At 72.3% G+C, this 16566-nt stretch carries 12 protein-coding genes; 1 reads left to right on the plus strand and 11 read right to left on the minus strand.

Features of this window, described 5'->3' with window-relative positions:
* Positions 1 to 507 precede the first annotated feature (507 nt).
* The 8 genes from WMF22_RS10965 to WMF22_RS11000 are packed head-to-tail and all read right to left on the minus strand — an operon-like array spanning position 508 to position 8431.
* Positions 508 to 1302 (minus strand): creatininase family protein, encoded by a 795-nt coding sequence (locus WMF22_RS10965; RefSeq protein WP_438035717.1) that lies wholly within the window; start codon positions 1300 to 1302, stop codon positions 508 to 510.
* 3 nt (positions 1303 to 1305) lie between these two features.
* Positions 1306 to 3009, minus strand: a complete 1704-nt coding sequence (locus WMF22_RS10970; RefSeq protein ID WP_438035718.1) for a benzoate-CoA ligase family protein — start codon at positions 3007 to 3009, stop codon at positions 1306 to 1308.
* Positions 2987 to 4486, minus strand: a complete 1500-nt coding sequence (locus tag WMF22_RS10975) for an NADH:flavin oxidoreductase (RefSeq protein ID WP_438035719.1) — start codon at positions 4484 to 4486, stop codon at positions 2987 to 2989. The genes WMF22_RS10970 and WMF22_RS10975 overlap by 23 nt, the downstream gene beginning before the upstream one ends.
* Positions 4487 to 4488: 2 nt before the next feature.
* Positions 4489 to 5742, minus strand: a complete 1254-nt coding sequence (locus WMF22_RS10980; protein ID WP_438035720.1) for an acyl-CoA dehydrogenase family protein — start codon at positions 5740 to 5742, stop codon at positions 4489 to 4491.
* Positions 5739 to 6626, minus strand: coding sequence for an enoyl-CoA hydratase family protein (locus WMF22_RS10985; RefSeq protein ID WP_438035721.1), 888 nt, complete (start codon positions 6624 to 6626; stop codon positions 5739 to 5741). Before WMF22_RS10985 ends, WMF22_RS10980 begins: the two co-directional genes overlap by 4 nt.
* A 40-nt stretch (positions 6627 to 6666) precedes the next feature.
* Entirely contained in the window at positions 6667 to 7209 is a 543-nt protein-coding gene (locus WMF22_RS10990) for a MarR family winged helix-turn-helix transcriptional regulator (RefSeq protein ID WP_012234634.1), read from the minus strand.
* Between the two features lie 32 nt (positions 7210 to 7241).
* A complete protein-coding gene (locus tag WMF22_RS10995) occupies positions 7242 to 7673 on the minus strand; it encodes a RidA family protein (protein ID WP_437299053.1) in 432 nt (143 codons plus the stop codon).
* Entirely contained in the window at positions 7670 to 8431 is a 762-nt protein-coding gene (locus WMF22_RS11000; RefSeq protein WP_437299054.1) for an SDR family NAD(P)-dependent oxidoreductase, read from the minus strand. Before WMF22_RS11000 ends, WMF22_RS10995 begins: the two co-directional genes overlap by 4 nt.
* Before the next feature lie 93 nt (positions 8432 to 8524).
* Here WMF22_RS11000 and WMF22_RS11005 point away from each other — a divergent pair, with 93 nt between their 5' ends.
* Complete coding sequence (locus WMF22_RS11005) at positions 8525 to 9619, plus strand: hypothetical protein (protein WP_438035722.1); 1095 nt, start codon at positions 8525 to 8527, stop codon at positions 9617 to 9619.
* Positions 9620 to 9682: 63 nt separating this feature from the next.
* Here the strand turns inward: WMF22_RS11005 and WMF22_RS11010 are convergent, their stop codons facing one another.
* The 3 genes from WMF22_RS11010 to WMF22_RS11020 all read right to left on the minus strand — a co-directional run bounded on the left by WMF22_RS11010 (position 9683) and on the right by WMF22_RS11020 (position 16323).
* Complete coding sequence (locus WMF22_RS11010) at positions 9683 to 10327, minus strand: Uma2 family endonuclease (protein ID WP_438035723.1); 645 nt, start codon at positions 10325 to 10327, stop codon at positions 9683 to 9685.
* 171 nt (positions 10328 to 10498) lie between these two features.
* The gene (locus WMF22_RS11015; RefSeq protein WP_438035724.1) at positions 10499 to 11302 is read right to left on the minus strand and encodes a hypothetical protein; all 804 of its coding nucleotides are present in this window, start codon (positions 11300 to 11302) and stop codon (positions 10499 to 10501) included.
* Positions 11299 to 16323 carry an AAA family ATPase gene (locus WMF22_RS11020; protein WP_438035725.1) on the minus strand — a complete coding sequence of 1675 codons (5025 nt, stop codon included), beginning with the start codon at positions 16321 to 16323 and terminating at the stop codon, positions 11299 to 11301. Before WMF22_RS11020 ends, WMF22_RS11015 begins: the two co-directional genes overlap by 4 nt.
* Between the last annotated feature and the right edge of the window lie 243 nt (positions 16324 to 16566).

Here is a 16566-nt window from a genome sequence, read left to right on the forward strand (position 1 = left end):
GATGCCGTCGCGCAGGAACGCCAGAGAGCGCCCCCGCCAAAACCACCATCTGCCTGCGCGCCGTAAAGCATCACCTTCATCAGGTCAGCCGTCGGATCGTTCTGGCGTCAAACAGCGCGCGAGGAAAACGATACCGTTGTACGGCCTGGAATTGAACGCGTCAATTGGGAATCGAGGATTGTCGTCAAAATCCTGTTGATGTTGCTTGTGACGTCGGAGCAAAACTAAGCATTATTGATCGAGTGCTTGGTGATTGTCGAGCGCCGCGAGGCGCATCTGCAATGCCGCTCACGTTTGCTCACGTTCTGCTCGCGGTTCGCCCACGTTTTGCCCACGTTTGCGCGTGCCGCGCGACATGAGCAGCCACATCAGTTCGAACGGCCTGAACAGCCTGATCCGCTTGCCGGGGCGCGTGAGTCGATGGCGGATTCTGCCGTTCGGGTGAGCGTGAGGGGGGTGGTGCTGGGGCAGGAGTGCCTGCTTTTGTCTACCTGAGCGCTCGTTGGGTTACCTGCTGCTTCTTCCTGGCGCGGGTTCGTGGCCGGAAACGCTGGAGAGGCCTTCTTCGACCTCGGTGACAATCATCGTCGCGAGCAGATCGAGCAACGCGCGGCCCTCGTCCTCGGATGCCTCGCGCGGAGATCCCGTGTAGGCGGCGTCCATGCCCAGCGCGCGGAAGCTCTTCGCTCCTGCCTTGATGCCCTCCGACAGGCTCAGGCCGAGGTCCGGCAGGGCCTCGGCGATGTCTTTCCGGACGAGCGCGGAGGCCGCGGCGAGGACGAGCGATGTCTCGTAACGGCCCGCGTGGCAGGCGCCGCTCCGGAACTCCGCGGAGAGCGTCCGCGCCCAGCGGCGCGCGAGCGGGCACGCGACCGAGGCGCGGCCCAGGGGCAGGCCGCTGGTGGCGGCGCGGACGGCGCGATCGTGCTCGGGCTCGAGGTGGTTGTTGATGAAGCAGACATGCGACAGGCCGGCCGACAGGTAGGCCTCGGCGACGGCGCGCAGAAAGGCGGTGAGCGCGGGCGCCGGGATCGAGATCGCGCCGGCGAAGCCCGCCGCGAAGTCGGTCACGCCATAACCGACGGGCGGGGCGAGGAGCGCGGCGACGCCGCGCGCCCACAGCCGGCGGCCGGCCTGCTCGGCCGCGGCCTCGCCGATGAGCGTGTCCGTGCCGAGCGGCAGGTGCGGGCCGTGCGGCTCGACCGACCCGACCGGCACGAGCGCGACGCACGGCGCGCCGCCCGACAGGAGCGCGGCGAGCTCCTCCGTCGTGAGCTCCGCGAGGCGCGGCGCGGCCTGCATGGGCTACAGGCCCGCCGGGTTCTCGCCGGCGGCCTCGCGCTGCCGGAGCGCCTTGCGATCGACCTTGCCGCGATCGTTCCTGGGGACGTCATCGACGAAGGCGACCCAGCGCGGGTACTTGTGCTTGCTCAGCCGGTCCTTCACGAAGGCCTTGAGCTCCTGGGCGAGCTCGGCCCGCCCCTCGCCGGTGGCGACGCGGCTTCGCGCGTCGTCGCGGACCACGATGAACGCCTTCGGCTTCACGAGGCCCGCCTCCTCGGCGCCGATCACGGCGGCGAGGCTGACGGCCGGGTGCTCGGTCAGGCACTCCTCCACCTCGACCGGCGCGACCCAGACGCCGCCCACCTTGAGCAGCTCGTCGGCGCGCCCGCTGAACCAGAGGTAGCCCTCGGCATCCATGCGGAAGAGATCTCCGGTGCGGCACCAGTGGCCGTGGAAGGTGCCCCAGCTCTTCTCGCGATCCTGGAAGTAGCCGAGCGCGACCGAGTCGCCCTTCACCCACATGACGCCTGTCTCGCCGGGCGGGAGCTCGGGCGCGCCCGGCCCGGCCGCGTCCGAGGGGAGGATCTTGATCGTGTACCCCTCCACGACGCGGCCGAGCGACCCCGGGCGCACGTCGCCGGGGCGGTTCGTGCAGTAGATGTGGAACATCTCCGCGGAGCCGATGCCGTCATAGACGTCGGCGTGGAACCGCGCGCGGAAGCGCTCGAGGAGCGCCGGCGGCAGCGCCTCGCCCGCGGACAGGTGGAAGCGGACGCTGGAGAGGTCGAGGCGCGGCGCGCCGCGCGCCGCGCGGGCGTCGTCGTCATCGAGCAGCTTGCCCATCATCGTCGGGACGTTGGTGACGACCGTCGGGCGATAGCGCTCGATGTACCGCGCGAGCGACTCCGGCGTCGGCCGCTCGACGAAGAGGCCCGACGTCGCGCCGACGGCGAAGGGGAACATGAGGTTGGTGCCCGTGGCGTAGCCGAAGAAGAGGCGCGGCACCGAGACGGTGATGTCGTCCCTGCGGTAGCCCACGGTCGCCTTGGCGTAGCGCTCGGTGTTGAAGGCGAAGTCGCGGTGCGTGTGCATGGCCGCCTTGCTCCTGCCGGTGGAGCCGGACGTGAAGAGCCAGATGGCGATGTCGTCGCGCCGGGTGCGGCGGGGGCCTTCCGGCGCGCGCTTCGCCGCGAGCGCCGCGCGCCCCTGCGCGAGGGCGCCGCGGAGCGAGGTGCCCCGCAGCGCCGCGAGGGCCGGCGAGACCGGGAGATCGGCCTCGAGATCGCCGCCGGTCGGGACCTCGGGCACCAGCACGACGGTGCGGACGTCCGTGGCCGCGAGCGCGCCTTGAAGCGCGAGCGCCTCGGCGACGCGCGGGATCGTGACGACCGCGGCGGCCCGCGTGTACTCGACGAGGTGCGCGAGGTCGGGCGCGGGCGCCTCGGGGTTGCCCATCGCCACGACGGCGCCGTGGCTCAGCGCCGCGAAGAAGGCCCAGACGAACGCGGGCGAGTCGTGCAGGACGATGAGCACCCGCTGCTCGAGCGCGACGCCCTCGACGGCGAGGTGCGCCTCGAGCATCCGGACCTTCTCGGCGACGTCGGCGTAGGTGTGCCGCTGATCGCCGAAGAGCAGCGCGACCTTGTCGCCGAGCCCCTCGCGCAGCCGATCGAACAGGAAGTAGTCGGCGAGGTTGAGCTCGTCAGGGAACGTCGGTGCGGTCATCGTCACGCCTCCATCGCGGCGCCGTGAGCCGGCGCTTTCCGCCCTCCGTGGTCGCGACCCCCGGCTCGTCGAGCCCCTCGCGATCCCAGAGCTGGCACGTCACGGGTCGGTGGCGCTGATCGAGCGCCTCGCAGTAATTGGAATAGATGCAACGTCGGACCTCCCCGCTGCGCCCGAGCCGCACCTTCAGGAACCAGTCGGGATCCGCGAGCGTCTGCCGTGCCGCCCCGATGAGATCGGCCTCGCCGCGCGCGAGGATCGCCTCGGCCTGGGCGAACGTGCAGATCCCCCCCGCCACGACGACCGGCGTGCCGAGGCCGGCCTCGCGCAGGGCGCGCCGGATCTGCGCCTGCTTCGGGACCTGCCGCCCGAACGGCCCCGCCGCGTCCGAGATCGCGGTCGGCATGCACTCGTATCCGCTCGGGCCGGTGTAGGGGTACGCGGCCTCGCCGACCTTGGGCTGCTTCGCGTCCTCGAACTTGCCGCCGGTCGACAGCGAGAGGAAGTCCATGCCGGCGCGCGCGAACGCGAGCGCGAAGAACGCCGCGTCGTCGACCCGGCTGCCCCCCGCGACGATGTCGTCGCAGAGGAAGCGGCAGCCCACCGTGAAGCGAGCGGAGACGGCGGCGCGCACCGCCGCGTACACCTCGAGCGGGAGGCGCGCGCGGCGCTCGCGATCGCCGCCGTAGCCGTCCGGGCGGGTGTTCAGCGCGGAAAGGAACGAGGCCATGGTGTAGGCGTGCGCGTAGTGGAGCTCGACCCCATCGAAGCCCGCCTCGCGCGCCCTCACGGCGGCCGCGGCGAAGAGGCCCGGCAGCGTCCGCGGCAGATCGCGGAGGTGAGGGAGCGCGACGTCGGTGACGCGCTCGCGCTCGCCGAAGCGCAGCGCCTCGAGCTCGCGGGGCGCGAGCACGGCCTCGAGCCGCGCGTCGTCGAGCGCGAGCAGCCGCTCGCGCACGTCGCGCTCCGGCGCGTCCCGGAGCGGCGGCTCCCCGAGCGCCTCGGACAGGGCGCGCCGGTGCGCGCCGGTGATCTCGAGGAACTCCCGCAGGAACCTGTCCTTCGCCGGGCGCCTGCGGATGCGGAGGAAATCGATGAGCTGCAGGAACACGCGCGTCCTGCCGCCGCTCCGCGCACGGACCGTCCGGACGAGCTCCCGGAGCCCCGGGACGAACCGATCGTGCCCGGCGCGGAGCAGCGGGCCGCTCGGCACGTCGCGGATCCCGGTCGCCTCGACCACGAGGGCGCCGGGCTGGCCTTCGGCGAAGCGGCCGTACCAGTCGAGCACGTCCTGCGTGACGACGCCCTCCTCGGTCGCGCGCCACGGGACCATCGCGGGCACCCACGAGCGCTCGGCGAGCTCGAGGCCCGAGGCGAGGCGGAGCGGCGAGAAGAGGCGCGCGCGCGCCGCCTCGCCCGCGCTCGGAGGCTCCTCGCGGGGCAGCGCGTGGCGGATCCGCTCCGGCGGCCTCCACATGGCTACCGCGCCCCGCCGCGAGCGCGCTCGTCGGCCGGGGGCTCGGCGGCGGCGCGCTCGAGGATGCCCTTCGCGATGATGAGCTTCTGGATCTCCGTCGTCCCCTCGTAGATGCGCAGCGGCCGGATCTCGCGGTACAGCCGCTCGACCTCGGTCCCCTCGATGACCCCCATGCCGCCGTGGAGCTGGACGGCGCGGTCGATGATCCGCTGCGCCGCCTCGGTGGCGAACATCTTCGCCATGGCCGCCTCGGTCGAGACGCGCGCCGCCGCGCCGGCCGCAGCCGTGTCGCGCTTGTGGGCCGCGCGGGCGACGAGCAGGCGGGCCGCGTCGAGCTCGGTCGCCATCTCGGCGAGGTAGGCGCGCACCATCTGCTGCTCGGACAGGGGCGCCCCGAACTGCCTCCGCCGCGTGACGTGGGCGATCGCCTCGCGGAGGGCGCGCGCGGCCATCCCGTTCGCCGCCGCGCCGACCGAGATCCTGAAGGCGTCGAGCGTCTGCATCGCGAGCTTGAAGCCGCCGCCCACCTCGCCGAGCCGCGCGCTGTCGGGCACGCGGCAGCCGTCGAAGCGGAGCCGGCCGATCGGGTGCGGGACCGACATCGGCAGCGGCTCCGAGGCGACGCCCTCCGCGCCGCTGTCGACGAGGAACGCCGTGATCGCGGCGCGCCCGCCGTCGCGCGGCGGCGCGCCCGTGCGGGCGAAGACCACGAGGTGGTGCGCGAGCGGCACGTTCGAGATCAGCACCTTCTCGCCGTCGAGGACCCACCCGTCGCCCTCGCGGCGGGCCTCGGTCCTCAGCGAGGCGACGTCGCTGCCCGCCTCGGGCTCGGTCAGCGCGAAGGCCCCGATGCGCCGCCCCGAGAGCACGTCGGGCAAGATCGCGCGGCGCTGCGCGTCGCTGCCGGCCAGCACGATCGGGTACGAGCCGAGCCCTTGCACCGCGAAGATCGCGTCGGCGAGCGGGGCGACCTGGCCGAGCGCCTCGCGGATGAGGACCAGCGAGCGCACGTCGACGGCGGTCGCGTCCGCGGGGCGGCCGCCGCCGCTCGGCGCGCCGCCGAGCGCCTCGGGGACGAGGTGCGCGTAGAGCCCGAGCGGCTCGCCCATGCCGCGCGCCACGGCGGCGGCGTCGTGCGCCCTGGCGAGCCGCGCGAGCGGCGCGAGCGCCTCGGGCGTCAGCCGCGCCGCGAGCGCGGCGTGGCGCTCCTCGAAGAAGACGGGGAGCTCGGCGGAGGAGAGCGCGAGCCCGCTCATACGCGGGGCGTCTCCTGGCCGGTGGACCGCGGGGTGGGGGGCGCGTCGGCGTCGCCGGGCGCGGCCGGCGCGTCGCCCAGGTCGGCGCCCTCGAAGCGCGGCGGGCGCTTCGCCCTGGTCGCCTCGTGGGCCTCGCGGAAGTCGGGGTGGGCCATGCAGATGGCCTGCGCCTGCGCCTCGGCCTCGATCGCGGCGGCGAGGGGCATCGTGCGCTCGCTCTCGAGCATCTGCTTGGTGATCGCGTGCGCGAACGCCGGCCCGCGCGCGAGGCGCTCGGCCCAGCCGCGCGCCACGCCCAGCGCGTCGCTGTCGGCGACGACGCGGTTCACGAGGCCGATGCGGAGCGCCTCGTCGGCGCCGATGAGATCGCCGAAGAAGAGCAGCTCGGCGGCGCGCCCCTGGCCGACGATGCGCGGCAGGAGGTACGAGGCGCCCATGTCGGCGCCGGACAGGCCGACCTTGGGGAAGATGAACCCGAAGCGGGCGCTCGCCGCGGCGATGCGCAGGTCGCAGGCGGCGGCGATCACCGCGCCCGCGCCGACGGCGACCCCGTTGACGGCGGCGATGACCGGGCGCCGGAGCTCGCAGATGCTCTGGATCAGCGCGCCGGTCGCGCGGGTGAACTCGAGCAGCCCCCGCGCGTCCCGCGCGAACAGCTCGGCGATGATCCCGTCCACGTCGCCGCCCGAGCAGAACCCACGCCCCGATCCGGTGAGCACGACCGCGCGCGCGGCCGAGCGCTCGAGCGAGCGAAACGTGGCCGTGAGCTCGCCGTAGACCTCGAAGGTGAGGGCGTTCAGGCGGTCGGGGCGGCTCAGCGTGATCTCCGCGACGCCGCGGCTGATCTCGAGCTGGAAGGAGCGGGGTGTGAGGGTCATGGGCATCTCCTGGGTCCGGCGCGCGCCGGACGCGAGCCTCGCGCGATCAGGGCTTCGTCCGCGTGCGCCGCGGGGGGCTCCGCGCGCTCCGCTCGGCGTGCGCGCGGGCGCTGCCGGGGCGCGACGGGACGGGCATGTCCGGCTCGCGGAGCGTGGTGCGCAGCTTGTCGAGCAGCCGCGTCAGCGTGGAGAGCTCGGCCGGGCTCAGCCCGGAGAACACCTTCGCCACGCGCGCGGCGTGCCGCCGCTCGGCGTCGCGGAACGCGCGCTGCCCCTTGGCGGTCAGGTGCACCCGCCACGCGCGGCGGTCGCTCGGGTCCGCCCGCCGCTCGACCATGCCGTCGCGCGCCGCGCGATCGACGAGCCCGGTGAGGTTGCCCGCCGTGACGAGCATGCTGCGGGAGAGCGACGCGAGCGTCTGCCCGTCGCTGCGCACGAGGTTCGCCAGGAGGTCGAAGCGCGGGAGGGTCATCTCGTGCTCCAGGTCCTCCCGGATGGCCGCGAGCGCGCGCTTGTGGACCGCGAGGATGCGCACCCAGGCGCGCACGGCGGCCTGGTCGCCGCGCGCGCTCTCCGGCGGGGGGACCACGGCGAGCGGCCGCCTCGCCGGCGCCCCGCGCCTCACGGGCCGCCCCCGCCCCCGCGGCGCGCGTCGAGCGCCGCGACGGCCTCGATCTCCACGAGCGCGCGCCGCTCGACGAGCCCCGCGACGCCGAGGAGGGCCATCGCCGGGAAATGCTTGCCGAACCGCGCCCGCCACGCGGCGCCGATCGCGCGGAGCGAGCCCCTGTACGCCTCGAGATCGGTCACGTAGACGGTCATGCGCGCGACGTCGCCCGGCGCCCCGCCGGCGGCCGCGACGACCGCGAGCACGTTGTCGAGCGCCTGGGCGAACTGCTCGGCCAGATCGTCGCTCCGGAACCGCCCGGACGCCGGGTCCCACCCGATCTGCCCCGCGATGTGCAGCGTCCTGCCGCTCGTCACGACGCCGTTGGCGTAGCCTCGCGGCGCGGGCCACCCGGCCGGCTGCACGATCTCGAGATCGCCGTTCACCGCATCACCTGCCCCCCGTCGACCGGGATCGCCTGGCCATGGATGCTGCGCGCCTCGTCGCTGCAGAGCATTGCCACGACGAGCGCGACCTCGCCGGGCTCGACCATCCGGCCCTGGGGCGACATCGACTCGAGCGATCGCCGCGCCGCGTCCTCGCCCCGCCCGGTCTTCTCGGCGATGCGGGAGATCGCCTCGTCCGCCATCCTCGTGTTCACCCACCCGGGGCAGACGCAGTTGATGGTCACCGGCGTCCGGGCGATCTCCAGCGCGATGGCGCGGGTCATGCCGACCATGGCGTGCTTCGACGCGCAGTACGCGGTCGAGTAGGCGCACCCGACGAGCCCGGCGGTCGAGGCGACGTTGACGACGCGCCCGAACCCGCGCGCGATCATCTTCGGGATCAGGGCGCGGCAGAGCGCGAAGGCGCCGGTCACGTTGACCGCGAGCATGCGGTCCCAGAGCGCGTCGCTGGTCCTGTCGAACGGCGCGCTCTCGGCGACGCCCGCGTTGTTGACGAGCACGTCGATGCGCCCGAGCTGGGCTTCGAGCGCGGCGATCGCCGGCGGCGCGCCCTCGCGATCGCCGACGTCGAGCCGGACGGCGACGCCCCCGACGGCCGCCGCCGTCTCCTCGATCTCGGCCTGCGTGCGGCCCGCGACGGCGACGCGCGCGCCGCCCTGCGCGAGCCGCTCGGCGATCGCCCGGCCGATGCCGCGACCCCCACCCGTGACGAGCGCGATCCTGCCTTCCAGGGACATCCGGAGCACCTAAATCATATATATATGAAGCACAAGCCGAAGTCACCCTCGTCGGCCCGCGGCGCGTCGTCTGGAACGTAGTGGGCGGAGAGCATGGACGAAGACCAGAGCGGGCGCGGCCGAACGATCTGCGCCGCCGCCGCGAGGGCGGTATGGTCCAGCTCGACGGCCACGCCGGATCGCCGGGGCGCGGAGCACGCGCTCCACCCCGCGATCTCGCTCGCGCAGTCGATCGTCGACGTGGTCGATCCGATCCACTACGCTGCGCGCCTGTTCGTCGCGCCCCGCGACGGCTTCGCGCCGAAGGGCGTCTACATGACCGAGAGCATCGACCCGAAAGGCACCGGCGACACGTTCGCGCCGCCTCGCGGCACCGAGATGCACGCCGTGGCGAGGGGCTTGCCGCCGCAGCTGCCGGCGGACGCCGAGAGCGCGGCCGGCGCGCTCGCGTCGCGCGTCGCCGCGCTGCTCGCATGGGCCGGCGTGGAGGCGCGGCCCCCGGCGGCAGGGGCGGGCGCGTGGTCCCTCGCGCTGGCCGAGCCGCCGGATCTCGCGGCGCTCTACGCGGCGGCGGACGGCATCGCGCTCCCGGACGGCACGCTCATCCTGCCGCGCGGCGACGTCGCGCGGGCGACGGCGTGGCTCGCGGAGGAGCGCTCGCTCGACTGGGCGCGCGACCTCGTGGTCATCGGGGAGCGGGAGGATCTCGTCATCGTGCTCGACCTCGACGTCGCGGGCGCGCGCGCCGGGGGCGGCGTGCTCGAGGCGCCGACCGACGGGCTCGCCTCGTTCCAGCGCGTCGCCCGCTCGGTGCTCGGCTACCTGGAGCGGCGCCTCGGCGTCGCAGGGGCCGAGGCCGCGGCGCCCGAGGTGCGGGCGCGCGAGGCCGCGGCGCGCCGCGACCTCCCGGCGCTCGTCGAGGCGCTCGCGGAGGAGATGTACCCGGGCGCGGAGCGGCAGGTCGCGCACGCGGCGCTCACGCTGGGCGCGCTCCTGTCGGAGCGCGGGGACGAGGCGGCGCTGGAGGCCTTCGCGCGCTCGGTCGAGGCGCGGGTCGCGGCGGCGCCGCGGGGCGCCGCGGGGCCGGAGCGGCTCGCGGCGTGGCGCGCGTGCGAGATCGTGGCGCGAGAGGCGGGCTCGGAGGCGATCGCCGCGGCGTGCGCGGCGCGGGCGAGCGGCGGGGGGTAGGGGGGAGGCTAGGGGAGCGGGGGTAGCGGCGGAGGCGGCGCCTTGCCGCTCAGCGGATCGCGCTCACCGTTGGCCGCGCTCGCGGAGCATCGCTCGCCACGCGCGCACGACCGTCGTCTGGTCACCCTTGCGCACCATGAACTCCGTCAGCGCCGCGGTGTCGAGCCCCGGCAAGAACCGGCTTCGCTCCGTCTCGGCGTAGCCATCCGGGCCGAGGACGTGAAGAGAGAGCTTCCCCTTCTTCAGGAACCAGACCTCCGGCACGCCGAGCCCTGCATACACGGACAGCTTGTTGATGGTCCCGCTCTTCTCGATGATCTCGATCGCGAGCTCCGGGATCCCCCCGTCCTCCACCGAACCGAAGACGTAGCACTCGTCCGGCTCCACTCCCCGCGCCGCGAGCCGCCTGCGGACGGTCATACTGCCGTACCCGCTGAGTGGCAGCTCCGCTTGCTCCGCGTAGGCCTCGACGAGGCGGGCCAGGATCGTCTTCCGTCCTTCGTGGGGTCCGCCCGGGCTCATCAGCTCCAGCACTCCGTCGCAGTACGTCACCCGCACGCCGGCGCGGTCACCGAGGACGGCCAGCAGGGCCTCGTACTCCTCCCACGAGACGTCATGAAGGACGATGAGCTGGTCTTCCGAGCCGCCTGCCGCGGCCGCATCGGCGTGCTCGGCGGGGGGGGCGAGGAGGGGTGCAGCGGCGGCCATGACAGCGTGCTCCTTCGGAGGAGTATCACCGCCGGGCGGCGCGCCGGCAACCCACGCGGTTGGACTTCGCGCGACTCGTCCCGGCGGCTTCCGCGCCACGCCGGACGATCCGGGCGCACCCTGCAGAGTCGAAGGCTCGTCCGCACCCTGCATGCGAGCGGCTATGGCTGCTCACCACCCGAGCGCCTCGGGGACTGCCCCGAACAGCGCCTTGAGCTTCGGGACCTTCTCCCGCTGGCGCTTCATCTCGTCCCACACGGTCCGGTGCGGGTGCCGGCGGAGCGCGTTCACCTTCCTCGCGATCTCGGCCTGCGGTCGTCCTGCTTGCCGGAGCGCGCCGATGTCGCGAAGCAAGCTCTCGTTGGCCTCGAAGGCGTCCTGGCGCGCGGCGCACAGGTACTCCCGCTCGTTGAGCCCGAGCAGGTCGACCGTGTAGCGCGCTCGCTCGCGCGCGAGGCCTGCCTCGTGGCGCGCGTCGAAGCGCCCTGTCGACAGATCGAGGTGCATGAGATCGAGCGGGTCCTCGTGCCGCGGATCGATGAGGAGCGCCTCGCCGGACTCCGGGGCCATCACCGGCGCGCCTTGCTTCCTGGTGACATCCAAGATCGTGCCATCGGGGCGGAACACCTTGAACCGGCTCGACTTCGACGGATTGCACAGGCTGCAGGCGTACAGGAAGTTTGCCCAGGCGAAGACGAACTCGGGGTAGAGCGCCTTGGGTCGAAAGTGCTCCACGTCGCTGCCGCGGGAGTCCTCGCAGAACATGCAGTAGCGGGAGCTCGGGCACATGCGCAGGAGCATCTCGCGCGCAACCGAGATGGGCTTGTTCTTCCTCTTCCTGTCCCAGAGGCGCTGCGCTGCCTCGACCTGCCCGGCGTACGACGGCTCGTCGTCCACCTCGGCCTGGTAATCGCGCAGCTCGTTCAGCGCCGCCTCGGCGCCGTCCGGGCACGAGGACAGGCACACGTGGATCACGCGGCCCCGCGGCGCGTGCCGACGGCCGAGGTGGGGAAGATCGCCCGGAGCCGCTCCTGCTCCTCCATCTCCTCCGGAGAGATGCCTCGTTCCAGCTCCTTCCGGTTCAGGGCCACGAGCTTTTCGAGCAGGCGCTTGCCCTCCTCGGAACGCGTGACGCCTCGGCCGAACACATCGGTCCCGTAGGCATCGAGCACGTTGCCGTAGCGCAGGCGCTCGAAATCGACGCCTTCGACCCGCCGGGCCTCCTCGTCGCTGCCGGGCGCCGGCAGCAGGAACACGGTGTCCGCCGCCTGGCACACGAGCGGGCTGTGGGTGGTGACCAGGAACTGGACGTTGGGGAAATGCTTCTTGAACCAGTGCCCGATCTGGCGCTGCCAGCTCGGGTGGAGGTGCGCGTCGATCTCGTCGATGAGCACGACGCCGCCGGGCAGGACGACGGTCGGGTCCTCCGGGTCGAAGACGCGCTCGTGCCCGAAGACCGCGGCCATGTGCCGGATGAGGTCGAAGGTCAGGCTGAGCACGGCGCGGTAGCCGTCGCTGAGATCCTCGACGGGGATCTCGAAGCCGTTGCCGTCGACGAAGGTGACGCCGTCCGAGGAGACGTCGGCCAGGTGGGCTCCATGGGGCAGGAAGAACGGGGGGCCCGCGTCGCTCGCGAACTTCTTGAACGGATCGAGGAGCGCACCTTCCGGCTTGTTGTCGAGCTGCTTGAACCGGAGCTCGCGCAGCCAGGCGAGGCTCTCGGTCAGGGCGATGCGGGAGTCGAACAGGGAGATGTGCCGAGCTACGCGCGGCTGGTCCATGAACATCTTCTCGTACGCCGGGTCTCCGTCGGAGAAGCGGCGGAACGGCCCGTACGCCGCGCTGAAGGCGCCCGCGGCGCGGCGAAAGAGCGCGCGTGCGGCCTCGGTCTGCTCGAAGATCTTCGTCTCGGTGCCCGCCTGCGCGAGCTCCAGGATCAGATCGAGCGAGAGATCGGTGCGGATGTCGCTGCCGTCCTGTCCCGCGGCCGGGTGCAGACCCGGCGGGTTGGGGTGCGGGTCGTGGGGCGTCACCTCGTACGAGAGCCGCGCTTCGACGCGCGCGCTCGTCGCGTCCCGCCGCACCCATTCGCCCCACGGCTGCCGGAGCGCGCCGGACGCGTCCGGGCCGAGCAGGGAGAGCGCGACGGCCCGCAGGAACGAGCTCTTGCCGGCGCCGTTCTCGCCGAGGATCACGTGCCAGCCGGGGCCGCGCTCGGCGCGCGGCAGCTCCCACTGGATCGAGGTGATGGACCGGACGCGCTCGACGTTTATCCGCCGCAGGTACATGGGTCCAGCCGGCTCCGTGCCAGGCACCGGCAACAGGAGCGGGAGCGGAAGCGGCAGCCGGAGGTGATCCCAGAGGGCGGGATCATCAAGGCCGCTCGCGCGTTGCCGGAGGCGATCCCGGAGGAGCGCGATGAGCGCGCCTGCCAGCGACCAGCTCCTGGGCAGCGCGTGGCGATAGAGCGCGAGGAGAACCTGGTCGAGCGTGTCGCGATCCAGCAGCAAGGACAGGAACTGAAAGAAGCGAGAGAGCTTGTGGAGCGGGAACACCTCCGCCGACCAGTGCTCGACCAGCTCCCTGGCGGTGACCTCGGGGTCGTCCTGGACTAGCTGACCCTGTGCCAGGATCAGCAGAACCGCTGCGACGCGCGTATCAGCGTCCGCGAATCGTTCCGGTTGCAGCAGCGTCGGGTTGAGCCCCCTCGGACTCCCGTAGCCGTGAACGGCCATCAAACCGAGTAGCCTGACGAGAGCGTCTCGAGATGGCTGCGCCGAATATAGAGTGGCGATCCATTGGATGGCATCGGAAGTTTGTTTGTGTGTCTCAAGGGTATAGAGATCGGTTCGCCAGTCCGGCTCGATGTGCGTTGCGCTTTCGAGGGCGTCGTACCAAGCTGCCGTGCTTGCGCTCAGGTCTGCGCCGGCGACGAGTGCGTAGGGCGATAGCCTTCTTTCGGTTGCGCCCAGCAGGCTGGCAAGTTCATCAGGCGAGAACGGCTTGCTCAAGCGTTTCCCGGCTCGCCCGTGCCACTTGCATGCATAGAGGAGTATCCTTGCGACGGCGCGGCGAATTGCCGCTGTGCTTGCGGCGGCAAAGTCGTTTCTCAGCGCTGTGGTCCAGCGGTCCTTGTCTGTGTCGGACAGCCTCAGCGCAATCCCGTGTGGGGCGGGCGATGGAAATCCCTCCGCAGCAATCCGCGCCCCGAACGGAGCTTCTTCGTCCGTCAGGCTTAGAATGTCATCCCATCGGACGCCCTGGCTAGTCCACCTGGCCTCGGCTGCTTGCCAGTCGGATCGGTCTCCGAGCACGCCGGAGCGTGCTAACTGAGACATCCGGGCCAGGTCTGCTGGGGACGACGATGTCTCCAGGCATGCAGCCAGCGGCCATGGCACATAGGAGGAGAACCACCGGCCAAGCTTCTCTAACGCGCCGTGCTCCGCAAGCTGACCGAGGGCCTTGGCCAGCGACCGCGCGGAGGGATCGACGGCGAATTCGGCAGCTGCGGTCCAGGCGGTCCACGAAGGTTCGGTGAGTCGCGCATTGGCCAGGTCTTGCCATGCGGTGATGGCGCTCCCCAGTGGTGAGAGATCGATGTAGGCGTCTGTGTCAAATCCATCGAACTGAACGTGAATGTCGGGGGAGCGTGCTGATGGCTCGATGATGCCGGCTACGGCGGTCAGCCAGGAAGGTGATGGTGTCTCGTTGTGTGCGAGAGCGGTGTCGTCCAGCGCCGATTCCAGGAAGTGGGGCGTGAAGTCTTCTGGTGCTTCGCATACACGTTGATGAAGCCAAGGGCTCATGGTGCCTGTGTTCTCAGCGACAGCGACGACAATGGAGCGTCGCGTCTCGCCATCGGCTGGCCAGTGCGCATCCGCGAGTTGATAAGCCCAGTCGACGCCGAGCTCGGCGGCAACGATGGTGCTGAGCCATGCCGCGAGGCGGGCAGGTATGCATCCATCCGTGAGACGATGGAGGAGAGCCCCCCGGAGCGTGTCAACCGTGCTCGTCGCCTGGATCTCGGCAAGCCGGATGTGCTCGGGACCAGGAGGCAGATCGAGGAGGCGCGTGGCGATCTCCATCAGCCGCCGCGCGTACTTCGGCTGCTCGAGCGCGGAGCCCTCCTCGAGGATATCGAGCGCCAGCATCGAGCCCGCCAGCGTGGCGCGGGCCGTCTCGTCCTCCGGATCGTCGTTGAGCTGCGGGCAGATCCGCTCCGTGAAGGCGTCGCGCAGATCCGAGAGCTCGGTGAAGCACTTGCTCACCAGGAACAGCACCACGTTCCGGAAGCTCGCCGCCTTGGCCAGCCTCGCGATGCGCTTCTCGAGCAGCACCTCACCCTTGCTTGCCAGGGCCCAGGCGGCCATGAACTCCTGGAGCGAGCGGATCTCGAACCCGAAGCGGCCGGGCTGCGGCTCGACGAGGAACACGAGGCGATCCCGCGCCGCCTGCACGATGCGGCCCGTGAGCTCTCGCCGCGCCTGCGGCTCGATCTCGTCTTCGGCGAGCACCGCGTCGATCACCTGCTCCAGTCGGCCGGCCGTCATCAGCGCCGCCGTGCCACCGGAGCGCTCCGACTCCACCTGCAGGAGCAGCGCGACGTTCGCGTGGATCCGATCGATGTACGCCCGGTGGCTCCGCAGGAGCTCGGCCGTGTCGTTGAGCGCGACCCGGACTCCCGCGCTGGCGGGGCCCTCGACGGTCCTCTCCATCTCGCGCTCGTAGATCACCCGGTAATAGTCGCGGAAGAGATTCCAGCGTTCCCTCGGCGCCCGGCCGACGCGATCGACCAGGGTGGCCATGATCGTCACCTGGAGCGGGCTGCGCATCAGGCGCGCCGTGGCCTCCTCCTCGGCGGCGAGCCGGAGCCGCTCCAGCACCTTCTTCCGGCGCTCGGGCGGTTCGGCGAAGCGCGCCTCCGCGAGCTTCTCCGCGTATGCCAGCGCGCGCGCCTTGGACAGCGGAACGAGGTAGCGCGTTTGCAGCGCGAGGCCGAAGCCTTCGAGCTCGCCCGCGTAGCCCTGCGGCCGCGTCGTCGCCACCACGAGGCCGCGCGCCCCGCCGCGCAGGAGCCACGCGACGAGTGAGCGCGCCGCGGTCAGCATCCGGTCGCGGTCGCTCGACGCCGGCACCTCGTCCAGCCCATCGAGCACCAGAAGCCACGGGCACGCCACCAGGAGCCGCTGCAGCTGAGCGGGAGCGAGGACTCGCCCGGTCCGCTCCTGGATCGACGCGGTGAGGTACTCCAGCAGCGCCAGCGGGGCCTCGGCCTCTTCTGTCGCTGCCTCGCCGGGGGTGCCGCGCGCCGCGAGCCAGGCAGCCACCTCGGCGAGCACCAGGCGCACCGGCAAACACGGCGCGATCGGCCGTCCGAGCTCCTCCTGCGCCCGGGGGCCCGCGAACGCTTCCACCGCTTTGCGAGCTTCTTCGTCGAGCTGAGCCGCCCGCGGCGCGAGGAGCGCAGCGCGGTGCAGCTGGCACAGGAGCTGACCTAGCGTCGATTTTCCCTGCCCTGGGCCGCCGATCAGCACGAATCCGGTCATCGGCTCCGGGGGATCACCGTGCTCGGCGAGCTCCGCGGTTGTCGCCATCTCGCGGGTCGCGCGGCGCCCGGTCACGCGTGCACCGCTCGCCCGCTCCACGAGCCGGCGAGGCTGCAGCTGGAGCACACGATCCACGAAGCCACGGACGGGCGCGCCGGACTCCGACGGCTCGGGCTGAGGCGTCGTCGCGACCTCCAGATCGACGAACACCCGCGCAAGCGGGATCCCGCCTTCCACGCCGGCGCCAGCCTGCTCCAGCCGGGCGAACCGATCGCCGACGAGCTGGGCAGCGAGCCACCTCGCCAGCGTTTCTGCCACCTCGGGGCCGAGCCCGGCACGCGCCGCCGCCTCGGTCAGGAGATCCGTCGGAACATCGGAGGCGCCGGCATCGTCCGAGCCGGGCTCGCTGGACGGCACGCTTTCCTCGGCGCCTGCAGAGATCGATGACATAGGACCCCGGGACCGTACCAGACCCCCGCCCCCGAGGAGGCGGCTGGGAGCCCCCGGCGGATGGGAAACGATCTGGAGGAGGCAGCCAGGAGCCCTCGGCGGATCGGAAACGGTGCGGCGGAGGCAGCTGGGAGCCCCCGGCGGACCGGAAACGGTCGCCGGAGCATCGTCCTCCCTGGCAGCACACCAGATGCCAAACCAGGCGGGCCACCGATTTCAGGGATGGGCCTGGGTTCTCGATCT

Origin of the sequence: Sorangium sp. So ce204 (assembly GCF_051526795.1) — a bacterium.
In the GTDB taxonomy this organism is placed as follows: domain Bacteria; phylum Myxococcota_A; class Polyangia; order Polyangiales; family Polyangiaceae; genus Sorangium; species Sorangium cellulosum_B.

What these genes read in the sequence shown, in the direction of transcription:
- WMF22_RS11000 (WP_437299054.1), bottom strand. Translation starts at nt 8,431, where the DNA reads ATGTCCCTGGAAGGCAGGATCGCGCTCGTCACGGGTGGGGGTCGCGGC.
- WMF22_RS10970 (WP_438035718.1), bottom strand. Translation starts at nt 3,009, where the DNA reads ATGACCGCACCGACGTTCCCTGACGAGCTCAACCTCGCCGACTACTTC.
- WMF22_RS11010 (WP_438035723.1), bottom strand. Translation starts at nt 10,327, where the DNA reads ATGGCCGCCGCTGCACCCCTCCTCGCCCCCCCCGCCGAGCACGCCGAT.
- WMF22_RS10980 (WP_438035720.1), bottom strand. Translation starts at nt 5,742, where the DNA reads ATGAGCGGGCTCGCGCTCTCCTCCGCCGAGCTCCCCGTCTTCTTCGAG.
- WMF22_RS11005 (WP_438035722.1), top strand. Translation starts at nt 8,525, where the DNA reads ATGGACGAAGACCAGAGCGGGCGCGGCCGAACGATCTGCGCCGCCGCC.
- WMF22_RS10985 (WP_438035721.1), bottom strand. Translation starts at nt 6,626, where the DNA reads ATGCCCATGACCCTCACACCCCGCTCCTTCCAGCTCGAGATCAGCCGC.
- WMF22_RS10965 (WP_438035717.1), bottom strand. Translation starts at nt 1,302, where the DNA reads ATGCAGGCCGCGCCGCGCCTCGCGGAGCTCACGACGGAGGAGCTCGCC.
- WMF22_RS10975 (WP_438035719.1), bottom strand. Translation starts at nt 4,486, where the DNA reads ATGTGGAGGCCGCCGGAGCGGATCCGCCACGCGCTGCCCCGCGAGGAG.
- WMF22_RS11020 (WP_438035725.1), bottom strand. Translation starts at nt 16,323, where the DNA reads ATGTCATCGATCTCTGCAGGCGCCGAGGAAAGCGTGCCGTCCAGCGAG.